Origin of the sequence: Sulfurimonas denitrificans DSM 1251, from assembly GCF_000012965.1 — a bacterium.
Lineage (GTDB): Bacteria > Campylobacterota > Campylobacteria > Campylobacterales > Sulfurimonadaceae > Sulfurimonas > Sulfurimonas denitrificans.
In genome coordinates this window covers 2092426-2104751 of the sequence record NC_007575.1, presented here as the reverse complement: position 1 = coordinate 2104751, position 12326 = coordinate 2092426, and the positions used below count along the sequence as shown (strand labels likewise).

The 12326-nt window shown below is 34.9% G+C and carries 12 protein-coding genes; 6 read left to right on the top strand and 6 right to left on the bottom strand.

The window, feature by feature from the left end; genetic code table 11:
* Nucleotides 1-17: 17 nt before the first annotated feature.
* The 6 genes from SUDEN_RS10495 to SUDEN_RS10470 form a co-directional block, all read right to left on the bottom strand.
* A complete protein-coding gene (locus tag SUDEN_RS10495; RefSeq protein WP_011373636.1) occupies nucleotides 18-989 on the bottom strand; it encodes a DUF6781 family protein in 972 nt (323 codons plus the stop codon).
* A 12-nt stretch (nucleotides 990-1001) separates the two neighbouring features.
* On the bottom strand, nucleotides 1002-1271 hold the full coding sequence (locus SUDEN_RS10490) for an HP0495 family protein (protein WP_011373635.1): 270 nt from the start codon (nucleotides 1269-1271) through the stop codon (nucleotides 1002-1004).
* The gene (gene moaC, locus SUDEN_RS10485; RefSeq protein ID WP_011373634.1) at nucleotides 1252-1722 is read right to left on the bottom strand and encodes a cyclic pyranopterin monophosphate synthase MoaC; all 471 of its coding nucleotides are present in this window, start codon (nucleotides 1720-1722) and stop codon (nucleotides 1252-1254) included. The genes SUDEN_RS10490 and moaC overlap by 20 nt, the downstream gene beginning before the upstream one ends.
* Nucleotides 1723-1793: 71 nt before the next feature.
* Nucleotides 1794-2375 carry a molybdenum cofactor guanylyltransferase MobA gene (gene mobA / locus SUDEN_RS10480; RefSeq protein WP_011373633.1) on the bottom strand — a complete coding sequence of 194 codons (582 nt, stop codon included), beginning with the start codon at nucleotides 2373-2375 and terminating at the stop codon, nucleotides 1794-1796.
* Entirely contained in the window at nucleotides 2375-3421 is a 1047-nt protein-coding gene (locus tag SUDEN_RS10475; protein ID WP_011373632.1) for an OmpA family protein, read from the bottom strand. Before SUDEN_RS10475 ends, mobA begins: the two co-directional genes overlap by 1 nt.
* 85 nt (nucleotides 3422-3506) lie before the next feature.
* On the bottom strand, nucleotides 3507-4766 hold the full coding sequence (locus SUDEN_RS10470) for a 3-isopropylmalate dehydratase large subunit (protein WP_011373631.1): 1260 nt from the start codon (nucleotides 4764-4766) through the stop codon (nucleotides 3507-3509).
* A gap of 149 nt (nucleotides 4767-4915) precedes the next feature.
* Here SUDEN_RS10470 and SUDEN_RS10465 point away from each other — a divergent pair, with 149 nt between their 5' ends.
* The 6 genes from SUDEN_RS10465 (at nucleotide 4916) to SUDEN_RS10440 (ending at nucleotide 12241) form a co-directional block, all read left to right on the top strand.
* On the top strand, nucleotides 4916-5758 hold the full coding sequence (locus SUDEN_RS10465) for a helix-turn-helix domain-containing protein (RefSeq protein ID WP_011373630.1): 843 nt from the start codon (nucleotides 4916-4918) through the stop codon (nucleotides 5756-5758).
* An 18-nt stretch (nucleotides 5759-5776) separates the two neighbouring features.
* Nucleotides 5777-6526 carry a GGDEF domain-containing protein gene (locus SUDEN_RS10460; protein ID WP_011373629.1) on the top strand — a complete coding sequence of 250 codons (750 nt, stop codon included), beginning with the start codon at nucleotides 5777-5779 and terminating at the stop codon, nucleotides 6524-6526.
* An 81-nt stretch (nucleotides 6527-6607) separates the two neighbouring features.
* The gene (locus SUDEN_RS10455) at nucleotides 6608-6907 is read left to right on the top strand and encodes a hypothetical protein (protein ID WP_011373628.1); all 300 of its coding nucleotides are present in this window, start codon (nucleotides 6608-6610) and stop codon (nucleotides 6905-6907) included.
* Nucleotides 6908-6946: 39 nt separating this feature from the next.
* Nucleotides 6947-8128, top strand: coding sequence for a TolC family protein (locus SUDEN_RS10450; protein WP_011373627.1), 1182 nt, complete (start codon nucleotides 6947-6949; stop codon nucleotides 8126-8128).
* The gene (locus SUDEN_RS10445) at nucleotides 8125-9183 is read left to right on the top strand and encodes an efflux RND transporter periplasmic adaptor subunit (RefSeq protein WP_011373626.1); all 1059 of its coding nucleotides are present in this window, start codon (nucleotides 8125-8127) and stop codon (nucleotides 9181-9183) included. The genes SUDEN_RS10450 and SUDEN_RS10445 overlap by 4 nt, the downstream gene beginning before the upstream one ends.
* Complete coding sequence (locus SUDEN_RS10440; RefSeq protein WP_011373625.1) at nucleotides 9176-12241, top strand: efflux RND transporter permease subunit; 3066 nt, start codon at nucleotides 9176-9178, stop codon at nucleotides 12239-12241. Before SUDEN_RS10445 ends, SUDEN_RS10440 begins: the two co-directional genes overlap by 8 nt.
* Nucleotides 12242-12326 lie beyond the last annotated feature (85 nt).

Here is a 12326-nt window from a genome sequence, read left to right as displayed (position 1 = left end):
AGAGCAAATAGAGTAGATTACTCTTTAGGCTCTATCTTGCTTTTAGCTGTTTTGATGGCACTGCTAAGAGCTGTTTTTGCAACTCCCCAAGCTTGGATTCCCATTCTTTTTGCCTCTTTTGCCGTTTCTGATTTTAGGGCAGAATCAGCTCTTTTAACAGCTTTTTTTGCAAGTTGGGAAAATCTCTCTTTCATAACTTGTGCGGTCTCTTTTGAGATATAGATTAGCTCTTCAAGATCATAATGCATTTTTTTGTTAAGCTCAAGTAGAATTTTTCTAATAGCCAAACTGCTCTCATTTGCTTGTGTCTGAACAACTTGTAAAAAGAGCGTATCGGTCTGATTTAAATCCTCCATAATAGTATCATAGTCTTCTATTAGTATATGTTTTGCTTCAAGTGGCATAAAGGCAAGTCTCTTCTTAAATCTATCTATAGACTCAAAGAGTCCAGCTCTCATGCCTCTTAGAGTTGCATCCAAGATATCTTCGGAGAGATTTGGAGAAGCCTCTGCTATATCTATGCTTGAGTGAAGTATGGTTGAGAGGATTTTTCTTACTCTTATAGTGTTTAGTGTTCCCTCTTTAATAGTTTGAAATGTAAGCTCTCTGATAATCTCTTCAATCATATTTTTTGCTTCAGAATCTTTTGACTCCTCTAGTGCTGTAATAATTGCGCCCTCGACAGTTTCACTTAAAATATCAAAAAGGTCAATTGATTGAAGTTTGGCTTGATGAAGTTTAGATAGAGTTTGCACATCATTTTTGTCTATCATCGACTCTACCTCATTAAAAATAGCATATTTTGCCTCTTGTAGTTCACTATGTTTCTTTTGAATACTCTTCTCAAGAAGCTCTTTTTGCAAAAGAAGCTCTGCGAGAGCGTCATGCAGATTTTTCGTTTTTGTATCTATTACATGTTGTATTGTTTCTTTAACTTCATGCAGATTTAATTTGTTAAACTCTATATTTTTCAATTCACTCAAACCCATTTTAGACTCCTTTTAAAGTACCATTTTTATATTTTGATGTGCCTTTAAGGCTTCATAGATGAAATTTCTGTCATCTTCATTGTGAACAAGCATATCTAAATTCATGCTTACATATTTACCGCCTTTAGAGTTTTTTGAGTGAGAGAGCTTATGTTCTCTCTCATCAATAACATCTCTAATGGCTTGTTTTAGAGCTTCTACTTCACTAGCAATTAGTTTATATGACCAGTCGCATGGATACTCAAGAGAGAGTTTTTCATCTCTAGCGTTTAAAATCTCCACTTTTTCCTCCTGCTTTTTCCTCTAGTTGAATATTACGTATAACCATCCCTTTGTCTATCGCTTTTACCATGTCATAAATTGTTAAAAGTCCTATGCTTGTCCCCGTTAACGCTTCCATTTCTACTCCAGTTTGACCTGTTAATTTTGCAGTTACACTAAGTTTAAATCCTGGAAGTTCTGGCAACTCTTCTACATCACAATTAATGCCGCTTAAATTTATAGGATGACACATAGGAATCAACTCACTTGTCTTTTTACTCCCCATTATCGCCGCAATTACCGCTGTTTGAAGAACTGGACCCTTTTTCGTTTTTTGAGTTACAATAGCATCATAAGCATCTTGGCTCATCTCAATAATGCCACTAGCAACTGCGACTCTAGTAGTTTGTTCTTTGTCTGAGACATCAACCATTTTTGGTCTATCTTTCTCATCTAAGTGTGTTAATTTCATATTTTCTCATTTTTTTATAATTTGCTTAAGTAAATATTATATCAAATAGTTGATAAATAACTCTTTGAGATTTAAGAGTTTAAAAGAGCAAGCGCTTCTTGGTATTCGTGAGGATGATTTAGATTAAAAAAAGATTTTTCATCTTCAAATTCTACATAAAAAGTATTTGAATTTTTTAGTAAATAGCCCAGTTTATGACTGTTATTTTGGAGCATTTGAGAGAATTTTTCACTCAAAGAGCGGTGGTAAACTCCACACATTGGTTGTATTAATCCATTCACTTTAGCAATTGTGGCATCGTGTGTATTTTTATCTACATGTAATAACTTTTCTATAATAGAGCGAGTGATAAAAGGAGTGTCAACACTTATGGCAAAAAAATTATCTGATTTTAAATGGTTATAAACAGATATAAATCCAGCAGTAGGAGCATAAAGAGGTAGAGTTTTAATATCTTCTATAAAGGCAGCTTCAAAGTTAAATTTTGATTTTTCTTTACATGAGATATATACAGTTTTGAATATTTTACTAAGATGATAAAGTTGAAATTCCACTAGAGTGTCATATGAGCCAAAAGGAAGAAGAGCTTTGTCTTCTCCCATTCGGCTCGATTTGCCACCTGCAAAAATAATGCAAGGGGTGTCAAAGAGCATTATTTTTTAATTAACTCTGCTTCTATTCTTCTGTTTTGAGCTTTGCCCTCTTTAGTATCATTTGTAGCGATAGGAGATTTTTCTCCTTTGCCCTCAGTTGTAATTCTTTTAGTATCAATACCCTCTTTTACGATAAGAGTCTTAACTGAATTTGCTCTATTTTCTGATAATTTTTGGTTGTCTTTATCGCTTCCAACGCTATCAGTATGACCAACAATTTTTGCATTATAATTTGGCATATCTTTTAAGAACTCCGCAAACTCTTTTACTTTTGGCATTGAAGCATTATCAACTTTATAAGAAGCTGTGTCAAAGTTAATATGAAGGTCAACAAGAACTGAACAGCCATCTTTGTCAACTTTATGTCCAATAGGTGTTTTTGGGCACTTGTCTATTGAGTTAAGTACACCATCTTTATCATCATCGCCATCAACAGGTTTTGGAGCAGGTGCTGGAACTACAGCTGGCGCAGGTACTGGTTTAGGAGCAGGTGCTGCAACTGGCTCTGGAGCTACAACTGGTTGAGCTTTTGGTCCAAATGCAAAATTTACACCAGCAAGAAGTGCTAAATTGTTATCCCATCTAGCATTGTTGTTTTTTAACATATAAACAGCTTCAAGTTTTAAAGCTATATTTTCTGCCAATGCAACTTTTGCACCAACACCAGCATCAAAAAATACGCTATCTCTATTGCCTGCAAAGTTATTTTCAAGTGCCTCATATCCAACACCAACTTTTGCTAATGGAGTAAAGAGAGAGTTTGATTTGTACTCATAAACACCATTTAGAGCTATACGGTAAATATCTGTAGTGATATTAGAGTTTTTATAATCAGCATTGTTTGTGAAAAGGAAACTTAGTTCAGGCTTGATTAAAGCATCAAAACCATTATATTGAAGTTCTACACCAGTTAAAAATTGGTTGTCTAACTTTAAATTTCCCTCAGGAATCATTGTTCCAATTACAGGTGTAATCTCATAATTGTACTCTTGTGCAACAACAGCAGTGCCTAATAGAAGGGCTGGGATAAGTAGTAATTTTCTCATTTTTTTGCTTCCTTTACGTTTTTGGAATTGTAACAGAGGTACCCTTAAAGCAATGGAGTGGTACCAAATTATATAACCTATTTAATTATCTTGGGTCTGTAATGTAACCTTTTATCGCAGAGATTGCTGCAACAGCTGAATTTGCCAGATATACTTTTGAACTTCTTGAGCCCATTCTGCCTACAAAATTACGATTTGTTGTTGAGATAGCAACTTCATTATCTCCTAAAATCCCCATATACCCACCAAGACAAGCTCCACATGTAGGGTTACTCACAACACCACCAGCATCTACAATTATGTCAATGTAGCCGAGTTTGTTTGCTTCTCTTAATATCATCTGCGTTCCAGGAGTTACTATAAGACGAACATCGGGATGTACTCTTTTGCCTTTTAAAATTTCTGCAGCAACTTTAAGATCACTTAGTCTTCCGTTTGTGCAGCTTCCAATGAAGGCTTGATCTATTTTAATATTGTCTTTTTGAGCTTGAACAACGCTGTGCCCATTTGATGGCAAGAATGGATAAGCGATAACTGGGTCAAGCGAAGCAACATCTATATTTAATATTTGAACATAAGAAGCATCAGCATCTGAGTAGTGGATACGAGGTTCTCTTGCTAAGTTTTTATCAGCTAAAAATGCTTTAGTTGTCTCATCATAAGCAACTATTCCGCTCTTTGCGCCAGCTTCAATCGCCATGTTGCACATTGAAAATCTATCATCAATACTAAGATGCTCAATTGTGCTTCCAGTGAACTCCAATGTTTTATAAAGGGCGCCATCAACACCGATTAAGCGGATAATCTCTAGAATAATATCTTTGCCAGTTGTATATTTTGATGGCTTTCCGCTTAGGTTTACTTTGATAGACTCTGGAACTTTAAACCAGTTTCCCCCAGTAATCATGGCAAATGCTAGGTCAGTTGACCCCATACCAGTGGAGAATGCCCCGAGTGCACCATGAGTACACGTATGGCTGTCTGCACCGATGATGACATCTCCAGGGACAACGAGACCTTTTTCTGGAAGAAGTGCGTGTTCAATCCCCATATCTTTTTCATCAAAAAAGTTTTTAAGAGAGTATTTTTTTGCAAAATCACGGCTGATTCTCGCCTGATTTGCGCTTGCTATATCTTTTGCTGGAATAAAGTGATCAAGGACGATAGAAAAACCATCAGGATTTGCAAGTTTTGTAGCACCGCTATCTTCAAAAGCTTTTATAGAGATTGGAGTTGTAATATCATTCCCGATTACCATGTCTATATTGCAGCGGATAATCTCCCCTGCAAAAACTGCTCTTCCAACATGCTGTGAAAATATTTTTTCAGTTATAGTTTGCGCCATAATATACCTTTGTACCAATAATTAATTTTTGCGATTATAACATTTAAGAATTAAAATTGGCGCTAAATAAGTACTTTTGACGATTTAATACAAGGGAAAGATTCAACAATAGGGATATTATTAACCATAAATTAAACAATGGTAGTAATATGATATATGATGTTTTTCCTTCAGCAATAGAGCTGAAAGATGTAGTTAGACAGTATGTTGTAGTGACTTCTTTAGAGGGCATAGAAAAGTTACTGTTTTTACCAAATGGGTGTAACTTTATAATATTTAATAGAGGGTTTGATGGATATATCAAAATTTATAATGAGGATAAAAGATTTCATATTCCAAAAAACTACTCCATCAGCATTAAAAATAACAAGATAAAAAAATTTAAACTCTACGATAAGAGCTTAGCCTCAAGTGTAAAACTTCCACTAATAATGGCAGAACTTACGCCAATTGGATTTTACAAACTCTTTAATAGAGATGCAACTATTTTAAATAAGTGCTTTTTAGAAATCCAAGAGAATATAATTGATGAGTATTTTAGTCAGTTATATACTCATGAGTGCGTGGAAGCTGAACTTAAATATCTCAATGATGCTCTAGATAGGCTCCAAAAGTCATGTAACAATACTCGCATGTGCATACAAGATGTTATGGATAAGATTATAAATATATACCGTTTTGAAGTAAGTGTAAAACATCTTCTTGAAGAGTTTAGTTGCAGCAGAAGCAAACTTGAGAGAGAATTTAAAAGAAACATCGGATTTACACCTAAAAATTTTATCTATATCTCAAAGTTTTGCAAGACAGTACTCGCTTACATAGAAGATGATTGCGGATTTAACGAGATGGAGTATCTATATAGTGATTATTCACATATGAACTCTGTTTTTAAAAAATTTTTTGGTGCAAGTCCAAGTGTGGTTTTTGAAGATGTTACAAATAATAAAATTTTGTTATACCAGATGCAAAGAGCTCAAAAGCACTCAATCTAAAAAAGAGACAATAAAGTCATGATGAACAATAAAGAGAAAAAAAGTTTGATTTTAAGAACAGCTGTTACTGTTTTGGTAGCATTAGTAGTGCTCTCAATTATAAGAACTTTGATTATTAACCAAGATTTACTCAGAAGTGACTTCTCCTATATGCTTTTTATTCAAGAGGCTGTTTTTTCTATAATATCTGCCCTTATAATTACTTTATTATTGTTTTTAAGCTTAAGAGAGGATTTAAAAAAAATAAATATAAAAGCTCATAATTACGCTTTTACAGATGGATTAACAGGGCTTTATAATCGCCATTATTTAAACGATTTTTTAGAGAAATTTAATATTTTGCAAAAAGAAAATAGTATGTTTGCAGTCATATTTATAGATATAGATAAGTTTAAAGAGATAAACGACACGATAGGACATTTGGCTGGGGATTGTATTTTAAAATCTCTGGCTCTTAGACTAAAATATCTAACGCAAGATGCAGATATTTTGTGTCGTTATGGTGGAGAAGAGTTCGTAATTATCTGCAGTGATATCTCAGAAGAAAATATAGTACAAAAAGCTCAGAAGATAAGAGAAGAGATTCAAAATAGTATTTTTGAGTGTGAACATGTAAATATTACCATATCAATAGGGCTTAGTTTTGGTAAAAAAGGTTGTGACATAAACAGTGTTCTTAATGAGGCAGATGAAGCTCTGTATATGGCAAAAAAAAGTGGAAGAAATTGCGTGAGTGTGTTTGATAATAAAAAAGGACTATCTATTTAAAAAACGTTAAAACAGAAATCTTTTATTTAGCTTTAAATCTTAACACTCTTATAATAGATTTTTGTGTAAAATTGTCCCATTATGAAGATGATTAAAAACAGGGTTGTAGCTTTACTACTTATTACTTTTGCTTTTTTTATAGTGCATGACTATGTTGTGCAGGATATCCATCAAGATACAAGATGCGAAGTTAGTTATAAAGTCTGCGACAAAGCAGAGATGCAAATCAAGATTCATGACACCATCCACAACATCTTTAACGTTAACCTCCAAGAGACTCTTTTTATAGAGACAAAACTCCTAGACACCCCACCTTCAAACATGATTATTAGCCTAAGCTCAAATATAAATCCTGTTTTGCAAAGACCCCCTCTCTCATAACTTTTTTTATAAACTAAAAATTTTAAAAAAGGTAAAACTATGAAAGTAAAAATATTTTTACTCATTTTTGTCTCTATAAATTTATTTGCGCAAAATCTAAGCGAGATAACAGAAGCATTTAAAAAGAGCAAAAGAGTAACTTCAATGAAAGAGCAGACTAAATCAGATATTGCTCACGCAGAGCTAATAAATAGTTATGATGCACCATATTTAGGGTTAAATATATCTCACGCTGATGAGAGTGGCAATAAAGGTTCAGAGTACGCCATTGGCGTCTCTCAAGAAATAGCACACCCTTTTGCAAACAGCAACAAATATGCGGCGGTAGAAGCAAAGAGTAGAGCAATAGAGCAAGGTGCAGTTTATGCTATTGATGTTTTGACTCTTGATATAGAAAAAATATATCATCAAGCATGTGCATCAAAAGAGATGAGTCAATCTTTGCAAAGAGTTTATGATGAGCAGAGTGAGAGTTTTTCTAAACTACGCAAAGCTTATGAATTTGGAGAGATTTCAAAAAAAGAGCTACTTTTTAATAAGTTAGACTTAGCAAAAACAAAGCAGAGAGTAGAGACTTATAAAAGAGAGTATATATCAGAACTCTCAAATCTTCAAGAGGCAGTTGAGAGCCTTGAAATACGAGATTTAGAGTGTAATGATTTGATGAAAATTACAAAAGAGATAGAGTTAGGGAGAGTTGATGAACATTCTCTCATAAAAGAGCTCTCTTATGAGCAAAAAGAGGCTAAATCTTTTTATGATTTACACAATTCAGCACTAAGCGCTATTAGTTATGAGCTACTTTATGAAAAAGAGCTAAGTGCTAATCGTTATACATTTGGACTCAATATTCCACTTGATTTTCTAAGTTCAAAAGCCCAGACACAAAGAGCTGAATATCTACATAAAAGTGCTTCACTCCTTGCCAAAAAAGATGCGCTCACAATCGAGATACAAAACTCTCTTATGGCATCGAAGAAAAAATTAAGAACTCTTTATGAGGAGTTTGTTTTGCTTGATGAGGAGATTTTGCCCATGAGTTTGGAGTTAAAAGATTTGGCTAAAAAATCTCTACATGAGGGGCATAGTAGTGTTTTAGAGTTTCTTGATGCTACAAGGTCATATTCAAATACAACGATAGAGCTTCAAGAGATAAAAAAAGATTATTATAATGAGCTTTTTGAATTTTATAAAAAAGCTGATATGAGAGGAAAATTATGAAAATATTATTACTATTAAGTGTTGCTTGTTTGAGCCTTTTTGCAACTATTGAGATGAGCCAAAAACAGCAAGATGATTTAGGTATCAAAACTACAAAGGTTAAAAAAGCAACAAGTATAGAGTTTGGGGCATACAATGCAAAAGTTACTTTAGATGCAAAAGATATCATATCTATCGGGCTGGCAGTTGACTCGGTTGTTACAGATATATTTGTTACAAAGTTACTACATGTAAAGAGAGGAGATAAGCTTCTCTCAATAAGAAGCAGTGAGCTTTTAAACCTTCAAAAAGATTATATCAACGCTCTCTTAGAGAGTGAAAACTCGCTTAAAAATTATCAAAGAGATGAAAAACTCTATCATGAGGGCATCATCTCACAAAAAAATCTATTTGCATCACAAAAGGAGAGACTAAACTCTGAGATAAGGGTAAAGTTAAGTGAGGGTGAACTTCTTATAAGTGGCTTTGATACTTCAATGCTAAAGAGAGTAAGAGAAACGCATAAACTTATAGAGTCAATAACTATCTTAGCACCAAGAGACGCTCTAGTAGATTCAATAGATGTTAATGTCGGAGAGAAGGTGGACTCAAGCAAAACTATGATGAAAATTTTTGCTGATTCTAAGAGATATTTGGAGTTACATGTACCTATTGATATTGCAAAAAATATAGCTCTTGGAGATAGATGCTACTTTGAAGACAAAAGCGCTAAAATCGTAGCCATCTCAAATATAGCAGATGAAGAGACACAATCCATTGGCGTTAGAGCAATCATAGAAGATGCAAAAGATGTAATGATAAATAGAGTCTATTTTGCAAAGATAAAAAAGAGCGTAGAGGGTGCATTTGAAATTGCTAAGAGCGCTTTAGTTTACGAGCAAAACAGGGCATTAATCTTTAAAAAAGTCTCAAATGGATATGAGCCGCTCAGCGTTTTGATACTCAAAGAGAGCCCTCAGAGCTATGTTATACAAGCGCACTTAAGTGAGAGTGATGAAGTTGTTTCAAGTTCAACTTCCGCACTCCTTAGTGCTTTGGAGCATTTAGATGAGTGAGAAACTAATAAATTTTGTACTCTCTCAAAGATTTTTAACTCTTTTGGTGGCTATGGCAGTTTTTATTTTTGGGGCATCTTCTATGTTAAAGTTACCAGTAGATGCTTATCCAGATGTGGCACCAACACAAGTAAAAATCATACTAAAATCTTCAGGAATGACACCCGCTGAGATGGAGTCTCGCGTAATGATTCCAGTTGAGCAGAATCTTCAAAGTATTCCAAAACAACTTATAGTGCGCTCGCTTGCAAAGTACGGAATTTGCGATATCACTATTGATTTTGAAGATGGGGTTGATATCTACTGGGCAAGACAGCAAGTAGCACAAAGACTTAGTGAAGTCAAAGATACTCTACCAGAGAATGTTTCAGGCGGGCTTGCTCCCATCACTACACCTCTTGGTGAAGTTTTGATGTTTACGATAGAGTCCGATACGCTTGATTTGATGCAAAAGAGGACACTTCTTGATTGGGTTATAAACAAAAGAATCCGCTCTATTGATGGAGTTGCAGATACAAACGCTTTGGGTGGATATGTAAAAACCTATGAGGTGACTCCTGACTTTGCAAAGATGAAGTTATATAAAATCACAGTGGATATGCTTCAAAGTGCTCTTAGTAAAAATAACAAAAATGAGGGTGTCGGAAGACTCTCTATAGGTGAGCAGAGCCTTTTCATAAGAACTGAGGGAAGACTTAAAAATCTCGAAGATATCTCAACCCTTATTATAAAAAATGAAGATGCAAGAGATGTCAGAATTAGCGATATTGCCGAGGTAAATATAGGTTCACTCACAAGAGGTGGGTTTGTAACAAAAGATGGCAAAGAAGAGGCGGTTGAGGGCTTAATTCTCTCACGAAAGGGAGTTGATACTTCAGGAGTTTTAAAAAGAGTAAAAGCTGAACTCAAAAGCATAGAAAAAGAGCTGCCAAAAGGTACAACAATAAATATCTTTTATGACCGCTCAGATTTAGTTTCAAAAGCTATAAATACAGTTACAAAGGCACTCCTGGAGGCTATGGCACTTATTATTATAGTTTTGTATCTGTTTTTGGGGAGTTTCGCATCAGCTTTTAGTGTAGCGATAATTTTACCATTTGCCGCTATGATGACTTTTATTGCTATGAGTTATTTTGGTATCAGTGCAAATCTTATGAGTCTTGGAGGACTCGCAATTGCTATTGGAATGTTAGTGGATGCTGGGGTTGTTATGGTTGAGAACATTGCAGAGCATTTACATGATGAAAAGTATAAAGATGATTCAAAACTAAGTGTGGTTATGAGCTCGGCAAAAGAGGTTGCAACTCCAGTTTTTACTGGGATTTTAATCATCATCATAGTTTTTCTACCACTGCTAACGTTAGAGGGTTTAGAGGGAAAACTCTTTGTTCCAGTTGCTCTGAGCATAGTATTTGCACTTACTTCGTCGTTAATACTTGCTCTTACTTTTATACCTGTTGTGAGTTTTTATGTACTAAAAAAAGCTCCACAAAAACCAGTTGCTTTGATGGTTTTTTTAGAGAAGCGATATGAGAAGATTTTGAGATTTTCACTCTCTCATCAAAATAGCCTCTTTGTGGCGGTCGGGATTTTATGGATAGCGGCAGTTGTAGCTTACGTGGGGGTTGGAAAGACTTTCATGCCATCTCTTGATGAGGGAAATGTCATCATCGGTATAGAGAAAAACCCCTCTATCTCACTTGAGGCGAGTCGTGATATTGACTTGAAAATACAACAAGCCATTATGAGAGAAGTCCCAGAGGTTCTCTCCATAGTAGCTCGTGGCGGAAGTGATGAGATAGGACTAGATCCCATGGGCTTAAATGATACAGATACTTTTTTAGTCTTAAAACCAAAAGATGAGTGGAGAGTGCCATCAAATGAGTGGCTTCTTGATGAGTTTAGAAGGATTTTAGACGAGTTTGTAGGTATTGAGTACAGCTTCACTCAGCCTATAGCTATGAGAGTGTCTGAAATGCTTAGTGGCTCAAGAGGAGATATAGTTGTAAATATCTATGGTGGTGACACAGGAAAATTAGAAGAGATAGCAAAAGAAGTAGTCAAAATAACAGAATCTATCAAAGGCAGTAGCGATGTCTATAAAAAAGCTAATGAAGGAGTTGCCTACTGGGAAATTGAGTTTAAAGATGAAGCAATGGCAAGACTTGGAGTAAACAAAGATGAACTCTCAAACTACCTAAAAGCCAGCGTTGATGGAATAGAAGTTGGAATCATCCAAGAAGATTTAAGACGCATTCCTTTGATGATAAAAGGAGATAAAATTCTTCAAACAAGCATGAGTGAGAACATGAATTTACAATATGTGCTGGGTAGTGGGCAGAGTGTAGAGATTAATGAGCTTGTAGAGTTTAAAATGACACAAGGTCCAGTGCAGATTGACCATGAAAACACCATGAGAAAGAGTCTTGTTCAGACAAATGTAGTAGGGCGAGATTTGGTAGGATTTGTAAATGAGCTTAGCTCTTTGATAGATACAAAACTTCAACTTCCTCAAGGCTATTTTGTAGAGTACGCAGGTGAGTATCAAAACCAACAAAGAGCATCAAAGCGCCTCTCTGTCGTAATCCCGCTGAGTATCGTTCTTGTTTTTATTTTACTTTTTGTAACATTTAACTCCTCCTTGCAAGCTTTTTTAGTCTTATTAAATATACCATTTGCTCTTATTGGTGGAATTTATGGGCTTTACTATACTGGGGAGTATATGAGCGTGCCAGCGAGTGTTGGGTTTATTGCACTTATGGGTATTGCAGTTTTAAATGGAGTCGTGATGTTAGAGTACTTTAACAAACTACAAGGGAGCGTAGAAGATTCAAAGGAGCTAGTAATTCAAGGTTCACTAAGAAGACTTAGACCTGTTTTAATGACAGCTTTTATTGCAGCTCTTGGACTTATTCCGATGCTCTTTGCAACAGGACCAGGCTCAGAGATACAGAAGCCTCTAGCTATAGTTGTTATAAACGGGTTAGTCTCATCAACTTTTTTGACTCTAGTCCTTTTACCAATTTTGTATCATAAATTTGTAGCAAAAAAATTATAAAAAATATGAGTGGCTATTAACATGTAGTTTCTAGCCACGTTAAAGCCCTTTTTAATATACTTTTCATAGCATAGAAGATACAATT

What these genes read in the sequence shown, in the direction of transcription:
- SUDEN_RS10495 (WP_011373636.1), bottom strand. Translation starts at nt 989, where the DNA reads ATGGGTTTGAGTGAATTGAAAAATATAGAGTTTAACAAATTAAATCTG.
- moaC (WP_011373634.1), bottom strand. Translation starts at nt 1,722, where the DNA reads ATGAAATTAACACACTTAGATGAGAAAGATAGACCAAAAATGGTTGAT.
- mobA (WP_011373633.1), bottom strand. Translation starts at nt 2,375, where the DNA reads ATGCTCTTTGACACCCCTTGCATTATTTTTGCAGGTGGCAAATCGAGC.
- SUDEN_RS10475 (WP_011373632.1), bottom strand. Translation starts at nt 3,421, where the DNA reads ATGAGAAAATTACTACTTATCCCAGCCCTTCTATTAGGCACTGCTGTT.
- SUDEN_RS10470 (WP_011373631.1), bottom strand. Translation starts at nt 4,766, where the DNA reads ATGGCGCAAACTATAACTGAAAAAATATTTTCACAGCATGTTGGAAGA.
- SUDEN_RS10465 (WP_011373630.1), top strand. Translation starts at nt 4,916, where the DNA reads ATGATATATGATGTTTTTCCTTCAGCAATAGAGCTGAAAGATGTAGTT.
- SUDEN_RS10460 (WP_011373629.1), top strand. Translation starts at nt 5,777, where the DNA reads ATGATGAACAATAAAGAGAAAAAAAGTTTGATTTTAAGAACAGCTGTT.
- SUDEN_RS10455 (WP_011373628.1), top strand. Translation starts at nt 6,608, where the DNA reads ATGAAGATGATTAAAAACAGGGTTGTAGCTTTACTACTTATTACTTTT.
- SUDEN_RS10450 (WP_011373627.1), top strand. Translation starts at nt 6,947, where the DNA reads ATGAAAGTAAAAATATTTTTACTCATTTTTGTCTCTATAAATTTATTT.
- SUDEN_RS10445 (WP_011373626.1), top strand. Translation starts at nt 8,125, where the DNA reads ATGAAAATATTATTACTATTAAGTGTTGCTTGTTTGAGCCTTTTTGCA.
- SUDEN_RS10440 (WP_011373625.1), top strand. Translation starts at nt 9,176, where the DNA reads ATGAGTGAGAAACTAATAAATTTTGTACTCTCTCAAAGATTTTTAACT.